At 66.2% G+C, this 18025-nt stretch carries 17 protein-coding genes; 8 read left to right on the top strand and 9 right to left on the bottom strand.

Annotated elements, in window-relative coordinates; genetic code table 11:
- Positions 1-12: 12 nt before the first annotated feature.
- The 3 genes from BBJ41_RS31230 to BBJ41_RS31220 all read left to right on the top strand — a co-directional run bounded on the left by BBJ41_RS31230 (position 13) and on the right by BBJ41_RS31220 (position 3512).
- Positions 13-1236 (top strand): RtcB family protein, encoded by a 1224-nt coding sequence (locus BBJ41_RS31230; RefSeq protein ID WP_069750018.1) that lies wholly within the window; start codon positions 13-15, stop codon positions 1234-1236.
- 52 nt (positions 1237-1288) lie between these two features.
- Positions 1289-2104 (top strand): nucleotidyltransferase domain-containing protein, encoded by an 816-nt coding sequence (locus BBJ41_RS31225; protein WP_069750017.1) that lies wholly within the window; start codon positions 1289-1291, stop codon positions 2102-2104.
- Positions 2105-2363: 259 nt separating this feature from the next.
- Positions 2364-3512, top strand: coding sequence for a DUF1176 domain-containing protein (locus tag BBJ41_RS31220; RefSeq protein WP_069750016.1), 1149 nt, complete (start codon positions 2364-2366; stop codon positions 3510-3512).
- 9 nt (positions 3513-3521) lie between these two features.
- Here the strand turns inward: BBJ41_RS31220 and BBJ41_RS31215 are convergent, their stop codons facing one another.
- Positions 3522-4190: an O-methyltransferase gene (locus tag BBJ41_RS31215; protein WP_069750015.1), complete on the bottom strand. Its 669-nt coding sequence runs from the start codon at positions 4188-4190 to the stop codon at positions 3522-3524.
- A 149-nt stretch (positions 4191-4339) separates the two neighbouring features.
- On the opposite strand from BBJ41_RS31215, the gene BBJ41_RS31210 reads away from it, so the two are divergent.
- Complete coding sequence (locus tag BBJ41_RS31210; protein WP_069750014.1) at positions 4340-5635, top strand: O-acetylhomoserine aminocarboxypropyltransferase/cysteine synthase family protein; 1296 nt, start codon at positions 4340-4342, stop codon at positions 5633-5635.
- A 181-nt stretch (positions 5636-5816) separates the two neighbouring features.
- Positions 5817-6542 (top strand): ZIP family metal transporter, encoded by a 726-nt coding sequence (locus BBJ41_RS31205; protein WP_069750013.1) that lies wholly within the window; start codon positions 5817-5819, stop codon positions 6540-6542.
- A gap of 22 nt (positions 6543-6564) precedes the next feature.
- Here BBJ41_RS31205 and BBJ41_RS31200 read toward each other — a convergent pair whose 3' ends face one another.
- Entirely contained in the window at positions 6565-7068 is a 504-nt protein-coding gene (locus BBJ41_RS31200) for a hypothetical protein (RefSeq protein WP_069750012.1), read from the bottom strand.
- Between the two features lie 65 nt (positions 7069-7133).
- On the bottom strand, positions 7134-7409 hold the full coding sequence (locus BBJ41_RS31195; RefSeq protein WP_069750011.1) for a DUF4148 domain-containing protein: 276 nt from the start codon (positions 7407-7409) through the stop codon (positions 7134-7136).
- A 283-nt stretch (positions 7410-7692) separates the two neighbouring features.
- On the opposite strand from BBJ41_RS31195, the gene BBJ41_RS31190 reads away from it, so the two are divergent.
- Positions 7693-8853 (top strand): porin, encoded by a 1161-nt coding sequence (locus BBJ41_RS31190; protein ID WP_069750010.1) that lies wholly within the window; start codon positions 7693-7695, stop codon positions 8851-8853.
- A 380-nt stretch (positions 8854-9233) separates the two neighbouring features.
- On the opposite strand, the gene BBJ41_RS31185 is transcribed toward BBJ41_RS31190, so the two are convergent.
- Positions 9234-9635: a hypothetical protein gene (locus BBJ41_RS31185; RefSeq protein ID WP_069750009.1), complete on the bottom strand. Its 402-nt coding sequence runs from the start codon at positions 9633-9635 to the stop codon at positions 9234-9236.
- 491 nt (positions 9636-10126) lie between these two features.
- On the opposite strand from BBJ41_RS31185, the gene BBJ41_RS31180 reads away from it, so the two are divergent.
- Positions 10127-11050, top strand: coding sequence for a recombination-associated protein RdgC (locus BBJ41_RS31180; RefSeq protein ID WP_069750008.1), 924 nt, complete (start codon positions 10127-10129; stop codon positions 11048-11050).
- A 163-nt stretch (positions 11051-11213) separates the two neighbouring features.
- On the opposite strand, the gene BBJ41_RS31175 is transcribed toward BBJ41_RS31180, so the two are convergent.
- Together BBJ41_RS31175 and BBJ41_RS31170 are read right to left on the bottom strand one after the other, a co-directional pair.
- The gene (locus BBJ41_RS31175; protein WP_156814911.1) at positions 11214-11603 is read right to left on the bottom strand and encodes a hypothetical protein; all 390 of its coding nucleotides are present in this window, start codon (positions 11601-11603) and stop codon (positions 11214-11216) included.
- Between the two features lie 146 nt (positions 11604-11749).
- Positions 11750-12208, bottom strand: coding sequence for a hypothetical protein (locus BBJ41_RS31170; protein ID WP_236872094.1), 459 nt, complete (start codon positions 12206-12208; stop codon positions 11750-11752).
- 108 nt (positions 12209-12316) lie between these two features.
- Between BBJ41_RS31170 and BBJ41_RS31165 the strand changes: the two genes are divergently transcribed.
- Positions 12317-12601 (top strand): DUF4148 domain-containing protein, encoded by a 285-nt coding sequence (locus BBJ41_RS31165; RefSeq protein ID WP_069750005.1) that lies wholly within the window; start codon positions 12317-12319, stop codon positions 12599-12601.
- Positions 12602-12683: 82 nt separating this feature from the next.
- Here the strand turns inward: BBJ41_RS31165 and BBJ41_RS31160 are convergent, their stop codons facing one another.
- The 3 genes from BBJ41_RS31160 to BBJ41_RS31150 are packed head-to-tail and all read right to left on the bottom strand — an operon-like array spanning position 12684 to position 18000.
- Positions 12684-14108 carry a heavy metal sensor histidine kinase gene (locus tag BBJ41_RS31160; protein ID WP_069750004.1) on the bottom strand — a complete coding sequence of 475 codons (1425 nt, stop codon included), beginning with the start codon at positions 14106-14108 and terminating at the stop codon, positions 12684-12686.
- On the bottom strand, positions 14105-14788 hold the full coding sequence (gene irlR, locus BBJ41_RS31155; protein ID WP_069750003.1) for a heavy metal response regulator transcription factor IrlR: 684 nt from the start codon (positions 14786-14788) through the stop codon (positions 14105-14107). Before irlR ends, BBJ41_RS31160 begins: the two co-directional genes overlap by 4 nt.
- A complete protein-coding gene (locus tag BBJ41_RS31150; RefSeq protein WP_069750002.1) occupies positions 14788-18000 on the bottom strand; it encodes an efflux RND transporter permease subunit in 3213 nt (1070 codons plus the stop codon). The genes irlR and BBJ41_RS31150 overlap by 1 nt, the downstream gene beginning before the upstream one ends.
- Positions 18001-18025: the final 25 nt, after the last annotated feature.

The raw sequence follows: 18025 nt of genomic DNA, 5'->3' as shown, positions 1-18025 counted from the left end.
CAGGTGAAGCAAATGAGTGACATGGATTATCAGGTGATGGAACTGGCGAACGGCAAGCCGGTGAAGATGTGGACGCAAGGCGTGGCCGTCGAGGACGAAGCGCGCGCGCAACTGCGCAACACCGCGCAGATGCCGTTCATCTTCAGCCACGTCGCGGTGATGCCGGACGTTCACCTCGGCAAGGGCTCGACGATCGGCAGCGTGATCCCGACGAAGGGCGCGATCATCCCGGCCGCGGTCGGCGTCGACATCGGCTGCGGGATGATGGCCGCGCGCACGACGCTGACGGCGTCCGATCTGCCGGATTCGCTCGCGGGGCTGCGCAGCGCGATCGAACGCGCGGTGCCGCACGGCCGCGCGCCGGGCCGCCGCGATCCGGGCGCATGGGGCGACCGCACGCCGGCCGCCGTAACCGAATCGTGGAAGTCGCTGCTGCCGGGTTTCCAGCGGATCGTCGACAAGTATCCGAAGCTGGAAAAGACGAACCACTATGCGCATCTCGGCACGCTCGGCACCGGCAACCACTTCATCGAAGTGTGCGTCGACGAAGCGGACCACGTGTGGTTCATGCTGCACAGCGGCTCGCGCGGCGTCGGTAATGCGATCGGCAGCCTGTTCATCGAACTCGCGCAGGCCGACATGCGTCAGCACATCGCAAACCTGCCGGATCGCAACCTCGCGTATTTCACCGAGGGCAGCCGGCACTTCGACGATTACGTCGAAGCGGTCGGCTGGGCGCAGGACTACGCGCGGCGCAACCGGCAAGCCATGATGGACGCGGTGATCGGCGCAGCGCGCGGCGTGATCGGCAAGCCGTTCACGGTCGACGAACACGCGGTGAACTGCCACCACAACTACGTGCAGCGCGAACGCCACTTCGGTGAAGACGTGCTCGTCACGCGCAAGGGCGCGGTGTCCGCGCAGAAGGGGCAGCTCGGGATCATTCCGGGCTCGATGGGCGCGAAGAGCTTCATCGTGCGCGGGCTCGGCAACCCGGAAAGCTTCTGTTCGTGCAGCCACGGCGCGGGCCGGACGATGAGCCGTACCGAAGCGAAGCGCCGCTTCACGGCCGACGACCAGGTGAAGGCAACGCAGGGCGTCGAATGCCGGAAGGACGCGGGCGTCGTCGACGAAATCCCGATGGCCTACAAGGACATCGACGCGGTGATGGCGGCCCAGCGCAGCCTCGTCGAAGTGGTGCATACGCTGCGCCAGGTGGTGTGCGTGAAAGGATAGCGCGGTGCGCGGCCGAAGGCCGGCGGCCGCGCACAACGAAAAGGAAACAACCATGAAAACGGACAAGGCAATGACGACCGTGCGCAGCGCGCATCCGGTCGACCCGGCCGTGCGGGCGCGCGTGATGGCGGAGCTCTCGGAAGTCGAGCGCCGCCACGACGTGAGCGTGCTGTTCGCATGCGAATCGGGCAGCCGCGGCTGGGGCTTCGCATCTCCGGACAGCGATTACGACGTGCGCTTCGTGTATGCGCATCGGCGCGACTGGTACCTGAGCGTCGAACCGCAACGCGACGTGATCGAGCGGCCGCTCGACGACGAGCTCGACGTGAGCGGCTGGGAGCTTCGCAAGGCGCTGCAACTGCTGCGCCGCTCGAACCCGACGCTGCTCGAATGGCTCGACTCGCCCGTCGTGTATCGCGAGGACGCACGCTGGGCGCCGCGGCTCAGGTCGCTGGCGTCGGCGTTCTTCTCGCCGGTGCGCGGACGTCATCACTACCTCGCGATGGCGAAGAAAAACTTTCGCGGCTACCTCCAGGGCGACACGGTGCGTTACAAGAAGTACCTGTACGTGCTGCGGCCTCTGCTGGCGGTGCGCTGGATCGACGCGGGCCTCGGCATGCCGCCGATGCGTTTCGCGGATCTCGTCGAAGGCACCGTGCACGAGCCGTCGGTGCGCGCGGAACTCGACGCGCTGCTCGCGCTGAAGATGAGCGCGAACGAAAGCGAATACGGGCCGCGGCGGCCCGCGATCCACGCGCTCGTCGAGACGATGCTCGCCGACGCCGAACACGATCGCGAATACAAGCGGCCGTGGGGCGACGTGGCCATGCTCGACGCGTTCCTGCGCGACGTGGTCGACAGTCGATGAAAAGCGAACGGCGCGATGCTGGCAGGCATCGCGCCGTTCGCGCGTCGACACGGGTCACGCGGCATTGCCGGGCAGCAACGCGCGTGCCCGCCCACTACGCGCCATCGCATGAATCCCGACCCGTTGCGGCGGTATACTCGATGCCATTCCGCAAAGCGTGTCGCACGATGCGCCGCTGCATTCGATCCGCCCGCTTGCTGACGATGCACTTGCAGTACGCCGTCTTCAGCCCGCCCATTCTCAGTCGATACGAACCGTCATGTTTCGTCATCTCTCAATCGCTGTCGCCGCCACCCTGATCGTCACCCCGCTCTCCGCCCACGCGCGCGAACCCGCGCAACGGCAGGTCGTGCGCGACTTCAAGAACTGGTCGGTCGTTTGCGACAACACGAAGCGCTGCGTCGCCGAAGGCGGCAACAACGACATCGACGACGCGCGCACCAGCATCATCATCCGACTGGCGCGCGACGCCGGCCCGGGTGCGCAACCATCGCTGGAGATCTTCGCATCGGCGCCGCTGGACCTGCACACCGCGCGCGCGGACGGCCAGCCGTTCGACGCCGCGCCGGCCCAATGGCACGCAAGCGCTGGCAAGACCGACAACGAGGTCTATCCGTTCCGCATCCGCACCAGCGATCCGGCGACGATCGATGCATGGCTGACCACGTCACGTAATGCGCAAATGCTGAGCTTCGGCGATCCCGCCGCCGCACCGACACCGCGCGTTTCATTGTCGGGACTGAATGCCGCGCTGCTGCTGATCGACGACACGCAGGGCCGCATCGGCACGGTCACCGCGCTGTTGCGCAAGGGCGGTCGGCCCGCCTCGTCGGTGCCTGCCGCACCGGCGCTGCCGCCTGCGCCCGTTCCGGCACAGCCCGTGGCCGGCCTGACGGCTGCCGAACAACGCCCGATCGTCGACGCGGTGTTCGACAAGTTCGCCGGCAGCGTGAAGCGTTGCGCGGCCGACGCCGACGATGAAATGTCCATGAGCGATCGCCGCAAGGCCGCGACGGCAATCGCGATCTCCACTGACGACGCGATCGTGTCGATCCCTTGCCAGACGAGCAGCGCGTACAACCACACCGACCTCTGGTACCGCGCGCACCGCGCCGCGCCGTACGCGCCGACGCCGATGGACTTCGGCGAAAACGCGAGCGCGGGCCTCGATCCCGCGTCGTTCGCCAACGAGCTGACCCAGGCGATCTACGATCCCGCCAGCGCGACCCTGTGGAGCCTGGTCAGGCTGCGCAGCGCCGCCGATTGCGGATCGAGCGCGTCGTGGGTGTTCGACGGCAAGCGCTTCGTGCTGAACGACGTCGCGATGAACGGCACCTGCAACGGGTTGTTTCCGGACCTGTGGCCACGCCTGTACCGCACGGCCGGCGCGGCGGACACCCCGCGCTGACGCGTCACGTCATTCGCCGACGATCGAGATCGAGAATCCGTCCCAGCCCTTCTGCCCGACCGTCTGCACGGCGGTGGTGACGAGGTTCGGCTCGGCCACGAGACGCGCGAACCCTTCCCGCACACCGACCACGTCGGGCTCGTGGTTGTCCGGATCGGCCACGCGCCCGCGACGCACGACGTTGTCGACGACGATCACCGTGCCGGGCCGCGACAGCTTCAGCGCCGCGTCGAGATAGACGGCGTTGTTGTCCTTGTCCGCATCGATGAAGATGAAATCGAACGGCGCCTCGCCCGCGTCGACGAGCCGCGCGAGGCTGTCCTTCGCGCTGCCGACGATCACCGATACGACTTCCGCGAACCCCGCGCGCGCGATATTCCGCGTCGCGACCTTCGCATGCTCGGGGCTCAGTTCGAGCGTCACGAGCGCGCCGCCCGGCGGCAACGCGCGCGCAAGCCAGATCGTGCTGTAGCCGCCGAGCGTGCCGACCTCGAGGATGCGCCGCGCGCCGCGGATCGTCGCGAGCAGTTGCAGCAGCTTGCCCTGGTTCGGCGCGACGTTGATCGCGGGCAGCCCGGCCGCGTCGCTCGCCGCCAGCGCGGCGTCGAGCGCGTCGTCGGACGGCACGAGCGTCGCCGAGAAATACGCATCCACCTGGTTCCACTGATCCTGATCCATCGCGCACCCCTTGTCTGCGGAAAAAGGCATTCTATGCGCCGCATGACCATAAGCAACAAACCAATCGTTCTAAGGACAGCAGCGCGCGTGCTCCTATAATCGCCGGACGGCCGGACCCTTCGACCTTCACAACAACATACGGAGCACCCATGACCGATCAGGCTTCTTCGAACTGGCGCCTCGAAACCATCGCCGTGCACGGCGGTTATCGTCCCGACCCGACCACGCGCGCGGTCGCCGTACCGATCTACCAGACCGTTGCGTACGCATTCGACGACACGCAGCACGGCGCCGACCTGTTCGACCTGAAGGTCCAGGGCAACATCTACACGCGGATCATGAACCCGACGACGGACGTGCTCGAGCAGCGGATCGCCGCGCTCGAGGGCGGCATCGGCGCGCTCGCGCTCGCATCGGGCCAGTCGGCCGTCACGTACGCGATCCAGACGATCGCCGAAGCCGGCGACAACATCGTGTCCGCCAGCTCGCTTTACGGCGGCACCTACAACCTGTTCGCGCACACGCTGCCGCAATACGGGATCACGACGCGCTTCGCCGATCCGCGCGACCCCGCCTCGTTCGCGCCGCTGATCGACGCGCGCACGAAGGCGATCTTCGCGGAATCGGTCGGCAATCCGCTCGGCAACGTCACCGACATCGCCGCGCTCGCGGAGGTCGCGCATCGCCACGGCATCCCGCTGATCGTCGACAACACGGTGCCGTCGCCGTACCTGCTGCGCCCGTTCGAGCACGGCGCGGACATCGTCGTGCATTCGCTGACGAAGTATCTCGGCGGGCACGGCACGAGCCTTGGCGGCGCGATCGTCGATTCGGGCAAGTTCCCGTGGGCCGAGCATGCGGACCGCTTCAAGCGGCTCAACGAGCCGGACGTCAGCTATCACGGCGTCGTCTATACGGAAGCGTTCGGGCCGGCCGCCTATATCGGCCGCGCGCGCGTGGTGCCGCTGCGCAACATGGGCGCGGCGATCTCGCCATTCAACGCGTTCCAGATCCTACAGGGCATCGAGACGCTCGCGCTGCGCGTCGAGCGGATCAGCGACAACGCGCTGAAGATCGCGCAGCATCTCGCACGCCACGAGCACGTCGAGTGGGTCAACTATGCGGGCCTGCCCGATCACCCCGACCATCCGCTCGTCGCGCGCTACCTGTCGGGCCGCGCGCCGGGCATCCTGACGTTCGGCGTGAAGGGCGGCCGCGACGGCGGCGCGAAGTTCCAGGACGCGCTAAAGCTGTTTACACGGCTCGTCAACATCGGCGACACGAAGTCGCTCGCGACGCACCCGGCATCGACGACGCACCGGCAACTGTCGCCGGCCGAACTCGCGAAGGCCGGCGTGAAGGAAGAAACGGTGCGGCTGTCGATCGGCATCGAACATATCGACGACCTGCTCGCCGATCTCGATCAGGCGCTCGCGCAGCTCTGACCGGAACGGGCGCGTGCCGGCCCGCCGGCGCGCGCCCCGCATCAAATGCCTTGACCTTGAAGCGGCTTCAAGGTGTTCAATCCCCGGTTGATGCCGGGCGACGCCCCGCGCGAACGAACCGTGCAACGCACCGGGCGCCAGCCGGCAAGCCCGCTGCGGCGCGTCCACTGCCCGAGGCCCCATGACACCGACCGCGAAACTCGCGCTGCTCACGTTACCGCCCGTGCTGGCGGCCTGTTTCGGCGCCCTCGCCGCCGCCTGGCGCGCGCCCGGCCCGAAAACGTCGAGCGTCATCCAGCATTTCACCGGCGGCATCGTGTTCGCGGCGGCCGCGCTCGAACTGCTGCCGCAGGACCGCGCGCATGCGCTGTTTCCGGTGGTCGTCGGGTTCGTGCTCGGCATTGCGCTGATGCTCGCGATCCGCGCGCTGTCGGGCGCGATCGAGACGCGCTTCGAGGAAGCGCGATTGCCGTTCAGCCTGATCATCGTCACCGCGATCGACCTCGTCGTCGACGGCCTCGTGCTCGGCATCGCGTTTTCCGCGAGCGACGAAAGCGGCATCATCCTGACCGTCGCGCTGACGCTCGAAGTGCTGTTCCTCGCGCTGTCGGTCAGCGCGGCGCTCGCGGCCGCAGGCGTGGGCCGCATGCTGTCGATCGTCGTGCCGGTCGCACTCGCGGCGCTGCTGAGTATCGCCGCCGTGGCCGGCAATGCGGCATTCGCAGGGTTGCCGGCGAATATCTACGCGGCGCTGCTCGGGCTCGGGACGGTCGCATTGCTGTACCTCGTGACGGAAGAGCTGCTGGTCGAAGCACACGAAGTGCCCGAAACGCCGTTCGCGACGGCCGCGTTCTTCATCGGCTTCATCGTGTTCTTCCTGATCGAAGGATCGGTGAAGGCCGGGTAAGCCGCGCGCGACGGCGCGCCGGCTACCACGTCGTCGCGCCCGCCGGATACGTGTCGACGATGCGCGTGCCGTTGACGGGCGTGACGCCCTCGTTGCGCAGCGCGGCCCACAGGTCGATCGCATGCTCGCGCGACTTGCGGCTGCCGTCGTCGGTCAGCACGTTCAGCGCGATCACGTCGTCGCCCGTCGTCAACTGCAGTTGCTCCTTCAGCTTGCGCGACTGATGCGATGCGGTACGGATGTCGTTCAGCAGGATCCGCTGCGCGCGAACGTTCGACTCGCCCGCCGCGTCGGCCGGCACGAACGTCAGCCGGCCGTTGTCGACCTCGCATTGCCCGCGCGCAAACGTCGCGCTCCATTGGCCGGCCGGCACGGCCGCGAACTCGCAACGCATCCGTTCGTTCACGCGGCGGCCGACGTCATGTTCCGGCGCATGCGACAACGCACGCTCCGGCCAGCCGGCCGCCAACGCGGCCGTCGACATCAGGCACGCGGCAAGCACGATTCCTCTCGCGATATTGCGCATCGCATTCTCCTGTTCGTCTGTGGATGCAGCCGAAGGCATCGCCGCCTTCGGTCGCGCATGAACGCTCAACGCACCGCGAAGCGGCTGTCGTGTGCATCGATCATCGGCACCTTCTCGCCGCGATGCACGGTCGCGCGGTGGATTTCCTGATTGCGCGCGACGGTGGCCGGGCTCGCCGGATAGTCGTGATTCGGGCTCGGGATCACGCCGTCGTGCCGTGCACGCACCAGTTCCTGGCGCACTTCCTGACGGGTCTTGGCCTGCGCGGCCACGGTCTGCGAAAACGTTGCGATCGACAGCGCGGCAACGGCGATGACGATCATCGGTCGCGGCATGTTCATGTTGTGTGCTCCTTGCTGTGAATCCGTGACAGGAGCCTTCACTTTGATCCCGCGGCGGTGCGGAATCGTGAGCGCTGCATGACGGTTTCGTCACGGCCTGCGCATACGCTTGCGCATTCATGACGCAGCGATGACATCTTTCTCATTTGTCCCTCACCTTCACGATCCGAATGCTTTCCAGAATCGCCAGCGCGTTCGCGATATTCCGCGCCCGCCGGCACAAGGCGCGGCGCCGGAATCGAGCGATGCACGGATCGATCCTCCAGAACTTCAGGGACACACCATGAAAACTCCAGTTCGGCTCGTCATGATGTCGGGTACGCTGCTCGCGACCGCCCATGCGGCCCACGCATCGGAAGTCACGCTCTACGGCCTGTTCGACACATCGCTGACCTACGTGTGGAACGCCAATGCGGACGGCAAGAATCTCGTCGGCCTCGGCAACGGCAATCTGCTCGGCAACCGCTTCGGGGTGAAAGGCTCAGAGGATCTGGGCGGCGGGCTGAAAGCGATCTTCACGCTGGAGAACGGCTTCAACCCGAACACCGGTGCGCTCGGGCAAGGCAACCGGATGTTCGGCCGCCAGGCGTTCGTCGGCCTCGAAAGCGCGCGCTGGGGCTCGCTGACGATCGGCCGCCAGTACGACGCGCTCGCGGATGTCGCGTGGCCGATCACCGGCGATTTCTACTTCGGCAGCGTCTATGCGACACCCGGCGACGTCGACAACTACGACACGTCGTCGCGCACCGACAACGCGGTGAAGTACACGTCGCCCGTGATCGCCGGGTTCCAGTTCGTCGGCATGTATGCGCTCGGCGGCGTGGCCGGCAAGAGCGGCGCCGGGCAAACCTGGTCGGCGGGCCTCGCGTACAACAACGGCCCGGTCGACGTGGCGGGCGGCTACTACTATGCAGCCAACCACGCGCCACTCGCCAACGGCATCCGGACCGGCTGGAGCGGCACCTCGGACGGAACGTTCGACGGATCACTGGTGAACGGCGGCTACATCTCGGCGAAATCGATCGGCATCGCGCGCGGCGCGTTGCGCTACAGCTTCGCGCCGTTTGCGGTCGGCATCGACTACAGCAACGCGCAATACAAGGCCGACGCGATGTCGGCGTTTCGCAGCACGCAGAAATACGACACCGCGCGCGGTTTCTTCAACTATCAGGCGACGCCGAGCCTGCTCGTCGGCGTCGGCTACAGCTACACGCGCGCACGCGGCGATACGAGCGCGACCTATCATCAGGTATCGGCAGGCGCCGATTACGTGCTGTCGAAGCGCACCGATCTTTATGCGGTCGGGGCATGGCAACGCGCGAACGGGGAACAACGCACGCTCGACGGAGGGACGCAAACGGCACAGGCGTCGATCGGTTCTTATGGTTACGGCGGCACGCGCACGCAAGGGATCGTCAATCTCGGGTTGCGTCACCGTTTCTGATCGCGACGGCGGCCTGCTCGCGCGGGCGCACGTGACGGAAATTTCATGTTCCGATCAGGTTCGCGATGCGTTGCGCCGCTACGATCCAGAGCGTGACGGGCGATGCCCGTCGCAATCCACGCAAGCGGGTCGCTGCCGCACGACACGACCCCGCTTTCAGCCCGGACACGTTGAGTGCCGGGCTTTTTTTTGGGTGCTTCGTCGGTGTCCGGGTATTTCAGTGCGATCGGCGGGGCTCACCCGGTATCGCGTTCGATAGTCACCGAGATGCGTTCTTTCGAATCGTTGAGTATCTGCTCCAGACGGGAAGAGTCAAGTTCATTACCCCGGGAGCGGATTGCTACGTTCAGCCCGGCGAGTTCGGAAAGTCAGCGGATGAGCTATCCGAACACCCGAGCCCATGCGGCCCGAAGCCGTCGCGCGCGGTCTTCGAATAGATATGAGGCAGCCAGCGTCAAGCCCCCTGAAATCGCACCCGTCACGATGTGCTCGATATAGGGAATACGGTAGTGACTCGTGTGCGAGTAGGCGTCGCCCAACGTTGTCAGGACGCCAACGATCAACGCATTGCCGTATCGATGCGCGTAGAGTTTCGCTGCAGGCGTGAAAGTCAAAAGTACGGCCAGGAGGCCGGTAAGCAGACCTGTATGAAATGCAATGGTCCAGTGGGCAAGGCTCATGATATTGCCCCAGCTCCCCGGCATGCAGGTCATGCACGCGCTGGTCGGCTGCCAGAAACGCTGGATAAACAGTCTGACGCGGTGCTTCCACTCGGTTGACATGATGTATTCCCATCCATGCCGTCGTCACGGCCGACGCGACCATACGTATCGTTGAGGCAGTTTCCCCACCCTTTGACAAGCTTGCCGCCCTCGTCACGAACGGGTTGGCTGTGCATCGTAGCGGCCGGGCAATAACCTGGACATCGGGAAATACTACCGCACGATTGGACGGCCGCTGTTCCGGCCGAGACCGGAATTCCGCGCTTGCATCTATCGGTGCGGCCCGCTCGTGACGGGCATCGATCGCCGCGCTTCCGCGCGAAGTCGACGTCCGGCATCGACACGCTCCTGGGCGACCGGAATCCCGACTGCTGCGCGAATCGTGTCGGCCGAAACGGGCTCCGTTCGGCGGGGCGATTCCATGGCCGCGATGTCGCTCGTCCTGGCATCGGTACGACAATTACCGACGACCCAGGCTCCGGCGCCGAACGTCTCTTCCTGACCGGGAAGCGTCACGGTCATATAGAATGGTGCGCTTTGCCCGTCCTCCTATGTGGTTCAAGAACCTTCAGCTTCATCGTCTTCCGGCACCTTGGGCCGTTACCCCCGATCAGATGGAAGCATGGCTGGCGCCCCACGCGTTTCAGCCGGGCAGCAGCATCGAGATGCAGCGTTTCGGATGGGCGTCGCCGCGTGACGACGGCTCGCTCGTGTATTCGATCAACCGGCAGATGCTGCTGGTGTTTCGCGCCGAAAAGAAGCTGCTCCCGGCGTCGGTCGTCAACCAGGTGACCAAGGCCCGGGCGCTTGAAATCGAGGAGCAGCAGGGCTTCAAGGTGGGGCGAAAACAACTGCGCGAACTCAAGGAGCAGGTCACCGACGAACTGCTGCCGCGCGCGTTCACCATTCGCCGCGATACCCGCGTGTGGATCGATACGGTGAACGGCTGGCTCGTCATCGATGCGGCTGCACAGGCGCTTGCCGACGACATTCGTGGCCTGCTCGTCAAATCGATCAATCAATTGCCGCTCGCCGGCGTTCAGGTGGCGCTTTCGCCGGTCGCCGCGATGACGGACTGGCTGCTGTCCGACGAGGCGCCGGGCGGATTCACCGTGGACCAGGACGCCGAGTTGCGCTCGAACGGCGAAGGCGGCGCCACGGTGCGATACGTCGGCCACGCGCTGGAAGCGAACGACATGCGCCGGCACATCGAGGCCGGCAAACAATGCATGCGCCTCGCGATGACCTGGGATAACCGAATCTCCTTCGTGCTGACACCGTCGCTGACGATCAAGCGTGTCACGCCGCTCGACGTGATCAAGGAGGCGGCAGATCCCACCGCGCAGAACGACGATGAACGCTTCGACTCGGATGTCACGCTGATGACGGGTGAATTGGGGCGGATGTTGACCAGTCTTGTCGATATTCTCGGTGGCGATCAGCGCGACTCGATTCCTCAGGCGGCAGCAGCCTGAAGCCCGTCGACCGTCCGGGATCATCGCCCCGCGACGGCGGGGCTTCGCGCTGACTCGATATGTCGAGGAAGACCGTCGCCGCCATGGCGGCGGGTCGCGGCTGGGCGCTTACGACCCGAACGGGACGTTCGACCAGTCCGCAAACCGCCAGTCGATTCCTACGTTACGCGTTACGGGGCTGGATTACGAAGTCAAACAAGTCGTTCGCTCTGGGTCCACGAATCAGCGCCTCACCCGTGTGCTTGACCAACTCGAAGGTTCTGATACGCCCGCCTCCCACCCATACGATGACATCCACGGCGGAGCCGTCTGTGTCAAGGTAGCTGGCCCCGACTGGCGTATAGCTATAAAGCCGGTCCTCATGAAAAAGTGGCGCGTCGCTTGAAACATGTAGATCAAAGTCGCTTGCATCGTCATTGATTGGTTCGATCAGACATCCTTCGATTTGCGCGACGAATTCTTCTGCGCCCAACGGGGCACGCCGCATCAACTCGATGAGTACTTCTTTTTCATCTTGAGTGAGAGGCCTGGGCGAACGGCGCGGAGAGTTCATGGTGTATGCCGATCCGATCAACTTGGATGGACAATTGTTGTCGATTTCGGATCATGTGTCGACTCACGGCTCATGACCGCACACAAACAAACGACATCGCGCGCCCCCGCAAACCCGCGATGCGCTTTTTCCCGGCTACACGACGCTCAAGGTGTGGCATTGCGCTTCGGAAACAGGCACGGATGCGTCTTCACATACAGGTTCGGATTGCCGCAACGATGCCCGGCATAGTCGATCTGCTCGCCCGGCATCAGATCGGCCGCCACGGGCTTGGCCGCCGGTTGCCGTGCGGCGGCAGCGCCGGAATCGGAGCGCGTCGACGCGCAACCGGCGAGGAACGGAATGAACAGGATGGCGATCAACGCCGAACGAAGGACGGTACGATTCACTTTGCGGGCCGGAATGAAAGTCTGATCGGAGCCGCCCGCTTTCAATACTGCCGGAGCGAACGGTACGAAAGTCGACGGAAGAATCGACCATCGATAGCATTCCTGCCGATCGACTCTCCGCTGACCGACTTCATGTTCCGCTCCGCGCTGATCGCGCCCATGACGCGAACATGATGATTTCGTCATGTCGATCGCGACCGGACGATCCGCCGCCATTCCACGCAATCTGACGCATTTTTCATCTGCCGATCACGATGACGCACGGCCGCGTTCGCATACTGGGTCCATGGTTCGCCACCCGGCGACCCGATCCAGGAGAACTCGATGAAAACGGCAAAACTCGCAGCACTGTTCGTCACCGCCACGCTGTCGCTCGGCATGGCCACGCAGGCCGCGTTCGCACAGACGCAGCCCCAGGGCAAGACCCGCACGCAGGTCGTCAACGAACTGAAGCAGGCACAGCACGACGGCGTCGTACCGACCGGCAAGACGCAGTACCCGCCGAGCGGCGAGCTCGTCGCGCGCAACAAGGAACTGCACGGGATCTCGGTGCACGGCGGCGAGAAGGCGCCGCAGGCCGACAACCACGACAACCTGGCGACACGTTGATGCCGCTTGGTCGCACGATCGCGGGCAACGTGCCGCGCGCAAACGCCTCACGGCGAACGCGCGGGCGTGCCCGCCCGCGATGTCAGGTGCTGATGGCGGCCGGCCGTTTCGGTTCGGCCGGCCGTCGCGGAAAGCGCAGCCAGAACGTCGTGCGCCGGCCGGGATCGCTGTCGACGCCGCATTCGCCGCCGTGGTTGTCCATGATCGACCGGACGATCGCGAGGCCGAGCCCCGTGCCCGATGCCGAATTGTGCCGCGACGGATCGACGCGATAGAAGCGCTCGAAAATCCGCCCGATGTGCTCCGCACCGATGCCGGGCCCCGTGTCCGACACGGCGATCGTCGTCGCGCCGCCCTGCTCCACGCAGTCGATCGTCACCACGCTGCCGCGCGGCGCGTAGGCGAGCGCATTGGACAACAGGTTGCTCAACGCACGCTGGTACAGCGTGAGATCCGCATCGACCCACGCGTGGCCGTCGACCTTCACCGACACGCCCGCATCTTCCGCCAGCGGCTCGTAGTAGCCGGCCACGCGCCCGGCCTCCTCCGCCGCATTCAAACGCCGCACGTCGATCGACGTGCCGGCCTGTTCCGAGCGCGCGAGAAACAGCATGTCCTCGATCATCCGCGACAGCCGCTGATACTCGTCGATGCTCGACTCGATCACGTTGCGATATTCGTCCGCGCTGCGCGGCTGCGACAGCACGACCTGTGCCGCCGCCTGCAGGTTCGTGAGCGGCGTGCGCATATCGTGCGCGAGATTCGACGAGAACTGGCTCAACCGCGTGAACGATTCGCTCAGGCGCGCGAGCATGCCGTTGAACGCATGCTCCAGCTCCTTCAGTTCACCTGACGTATCGAGTTCCGGCAGCGGATGCGCGAGCCGGCTCGACGACATCTGCTCGGCGCGCGCCGCGAAACGCCGCAGCGGGCTCAAGCCCAGCGCCGCGATGCCATACGCGATCGCGGCCGCGAGCACCACGCCGAACACCTCGATCACGACGATCGTATAGGCGTGCGTGCGCAGCAGCAGCACGTCGGCGCTGCGGTCGTACTGCACCGCGACGCGCACGACGGGCGCGCCCGCGCCGGCGAGCGGCACGGTCGTCACGAGGTACTGATGACGCGCGCGGGGCGGCGCGACGCCGACGGGCACGCGCCCCGCGTCCATCGACAGCAGCGGCGCGTAGAGACGGAATCCGGGCGTGCCGACGAGGCGCATGCCCGCCGCATCGTAGATCGCGAGATCCATGTTCGGATGGCCATGCAACTGGTCGATCCAGATATCGGTGTTGCGCGCGACGTCGGCCGTCGAGCGCGCGTCGGCCAGGTGCGCGCCCAGCGCGGCGGAAATGCCGGCCATCTGCTCGGCCGCCGTCGTTTCGACACGGTTGCTCAGCGCTTCGTAGAGCGCGAAGCCGCTCGACGCGAGGATCACCGACGTCGACAGGATGATCAGCGCGGTCAGGCGTCCGCGCAGCGTGCGCGGCAGCAGGCGCGCGATCATGCGCTCGCGCCGCCGCGCGCTTCGAGCACGTAGCCCATCCCGCGCACGGTGTGGATCAGCTTCGGTTCGTATGCGTCGTCGATCTTCGAGCGCAGCCGCCGGATCGCCGAATCGACGACGTTCGTGTCGCTGTTGAAGTTCATGTCCCACACCTGCGATGCGATCGTCGCGCGCGGCAGGATCTCGCCCTCGCGACGCATCAGCAGCCACAGCAGCGCGAATTCCTTGGCGGTCAGCAGGATCGTGTCGCCCTGCCGCGTGGCCTTGCGGCGCGTCAGGTCGAGTTCGAGATCGGCCACGCGCAGCGTGTTCGAATCGCGCGGCTGGCCGCGCCGCAGGATCGACTTGATGCGCGCGGTCAGCTCGACGAAATCGAACGGTTTCGCGAGATAGTCGTCGGCGCCGAGTTCGAGCCCCTTCACGCGATCGCCGACGTCGTCGCGCGCGGTGAGGAACAGCACGGGCGTCGACTTGCTGCGCCGCAGGTTCTGCAGCAGCGTCCAGCCGTCCTGCCCGGGCAGCATCACGTCGAGCACGAGCAGGTCGTATTCCTCGGTCTCGGCCTGGTGCTGGCCCGTGATGCCGTCCTCGACCCAGTCGACGACGTAGCCGGCCTCGGTCAGGCCCTTGCGCAGATACGCGCCCGTCTTCGGTTCATCTTCGACAATCAGAATTCGCATCACGCATTACCCTTGAGGAAACCCAGCCGGCGCAGCAGCCCGGCACCGAACCCGCCGCGGAACGCGGCGCGCCACGATACCGAGTGGCTGACGCGGTACAGCACGGGCAGCACCAGCAGCGTCAGCGCCGTGGACGACAGGATACCGCCGATCACGACCGTCGCGAGCGGCCGCTGCACCTCGGCGCCGGTGCCGGTCGCGAACGCCATCGGCAGGAACCCCAGCGACGCGACGAGCGCGGTCATCAGCACGGGCCGCAGCCGGGTGAGCGCACCGTCGTGCACGGCGGCGTCCAGCGGCACCCCTTCGTCGCGCAGGTTGCGGATAAACGAGATCATCACGAGGCCGTTGAGCACCGCGACGCCGGACAACGCAATGAAGCCGACCGCCGCGGTGATCGACAGCGGAATCCCGCGCAGCCACAGCGACACGACGCCGCCGCTCAATGCGAACGGAATACCGGTGAACACGAGCAACCCGTCCTTCACGTTGTTGAACATCACGAACAGCAGCACGAACACCATGAACAATGCGAGCGGCACGACGAGCTTCAAGCGCTCGCTCGCGCTTTGCAACTGCTCGAACTGCCCGCCCCACGACACCCAGTAGCCGGCCGGCACGCGCACGTCCTGCTGCAATTGCTCGCGCGCATCGGCGACGAACGAGCCGACGTCGCGGCCGCGCACGTTCGCGCTGACGACGACTCGCCGCTTGCCGTCCTCGCGGCTGATCTGGTTCGGCCCCGGCGCGACCTCGATCGTCGCGAGCTCCGCGAGCGGCACGTACGGCGCCGCCGCGCGCGGCCCGCTGGCGCCGGCCGCCGGCGCAGGCAGCGCGATCGGCAGCCGCTTGATCGCCTCGATGTCCGTGCGCAGTTCGTCGGGCAGCCGCACGACGATGTCGAAGCGGCGGTCGCCCTGGAACAGCGTACCGGCCTTCTGCCCGCCGACGGCCGCGGCCACCGTGTCCTGCAGGTCGGCCACGCTCACGCCGTAGCGCGCGAGCTTGTCGCGATCGAGGTTGACGGTCAGCACGGGCAGGCCCGTCGTCTGCTCGACCTTCACCTCCGATGCGCCCGGCACCTTCTGCAGCGCGGCGGCGATCTGCTCGCCGGTCTGGTTCAGCACGGCCATGTCGTCGCCGAAGACCTTCACCGCGACGTCGCTGCGTACGCCCGAAATCAGTTCGTTGAAGCGCAGCTGGATCGGTTGCGAGAACTCGTATGCGTTGCCCGGCAGCTCGGCGAGCGCTTCCTCGATCTCGCGCACGAGCGTGTCGCGCGGCTTCTTCGGGTTGGGCCATTGATCGGCCGGCTTCAGCATGATGTAGCCGTCCGACAGGTTCGGCGGCATCGGGTCGGCCGCGATCTCGGCCGTGCCGGTGCGGGCGAACACGCGCTCGATTTCGGGGAAGCGCGCCTTCAGCGTCTTCTCGATCGACTTCTGCATCTCGACCGATTGCGACAGGCTCGTGCCGGGAATCCGCAGCGCGGAAACGGCCAGGTCGCCTTCGTTGAGGCTCGGGATGAATTCGCTGCCGAGCCGCGTGGCAAGCCCGAGCGTGACCAGCACGATCGCGCCCGCGCCGATCATCACGCGCGCCGGGCGCGTCATGAACGCGGCGAACACCGGTTCGTACGCGCGCCGCGCCCAGCCCATCAGCCGGTTCTCCTTCTCCTCGACACGCTCGCCGATGAACAGCGCGACCGCCGCCGGAATGAACGTGACGGTCAGCACCATCGCGGCCGCGAGCGCCATCACGACGGTGATCGCCATCGGATGGAACATCTTGCCTTCGACGCCGGTCAGCGCAAAGATCGGCAGGTACACGACCATGATGATCAGTTGCCCGAAGATCAGCGCGCGGCGCGCTTCCTGCGACGCGCCGAACACTTCGGCGAAACGCTCGTCGCGCGTCAGCGGCCGGCCGGCGGTGGCCTGCGCGTGCGCGAGCCGTCTCACGCAGTTCTCGACGATCACCACCGCGCCGTCGACGATGATCCCGAAGTCGAGCGCGCCGAGGCTCATCAGGTTCGCGCTCACCTTCGCGTTGACCATGCCGGTAAACGTCATCAGCATCGACAGCGGAATCACGAGCGCGGTGATCAGCGCCGCGCGGATGTTGCCGAGGAACAGGAACAGCACCGCGATCACGAGGATCGCGCCTTCGAGCAGGTTCTTCTTCACCGTCGCGACGGCTTTCTCGACGAGCACGGTGCGGTCGTACACGGGAATCGCCTTCACGCCGGCGGGCAGCGTGCGATTCACGTCCTCCATCTTCGCGGCGACGGCCTTCGCGACCGTCCGGCTGTTCTCGCCCATCAGCATGAACACGGTGCCGAGCACGACTTCCTCGCCGTTCGACGTCGCCGCGCCCGTGCGCAGCTCGCGGCCGATGTCGACGATCCCGACGTCCTTCATTCTGACCGGCACGCCGCCGACGTTGGTCAGCACGATGTTCGCGATGTCGTCGACGGTGCGCGCCTGGCCCGGCACGCGCACGAGATACTGCTCGCCGCGCTTTTCGATGTAGCCAGCGCCGACGTTGTCGTTGTTGCGTTCGAGCGCACGCACGACGTCGGCGAGCGTCAGCCCGTACGACATCAGCTTCGCCGGGTTCGGCGCGACGCGGTATTCCTTCACGTAGCCGCCGATCGAGTTGACCTCGGTCACGCCGCGCACGTTCCGGAGCTGCGGCCGGACGACCCAGTCCTGCAGCTCGCGCAGGTCGGCTGCCGTATAGCGCGTGCCGTCCGGCTTGCGCGCGGCCGCGTCGGCCTCGACGGTCCACAGGTAGATCTCGCCCAGGCCCGTCGACGTCGGCCCCATCGCGGGTGCGATGCCGGGCGGCAGCTTGTCCTTCGCTTCCTGGATGCGCTCGTTGACGAGCTGCCGCGCGAAGTAGATGTCGGTGCCGTCCTTGAAGATCACCGTGACCTGCGACAGCCCGTAGCGCGAGATCGAGCGCGTCTGCTCCAGGCCGGGCAGCCCGGCCATCACGGTCTCGACCGGATAGGTGATCCGCTGCTCGGCCTCCAGCGGCGAATAACCGGGCGCGGCCGTGTTGATCTGGACCTGCACGTTCGTGATGTCGGGCACGGCGTCGATCGGCAGCTTCTGGTAGCTGAAGACGCCGATCGCGGCCACGGCCGCGATCGCCAGCATCACGAGCCAGCGGTGCGCAATCGCAAAGCGGATCAGGCGCTCAAACATGTCGGGATTCCTCGAAACGGGGGGC

Origin of the sequence: Burkholderia stabilis (assembly GCF_001742165.1) — a bacterium.
In the GTDB taxonomy this organism is placed as follows: Bacteria; Pseudomonadota; Gammaproteobacteria; order Burkholderiales; family Burkholderiaceae; genus Burkholderia; species Burkholderia stabilis.
This window is presented reverse-complemented; position numbering and strand designations above follow the sequence as displayed.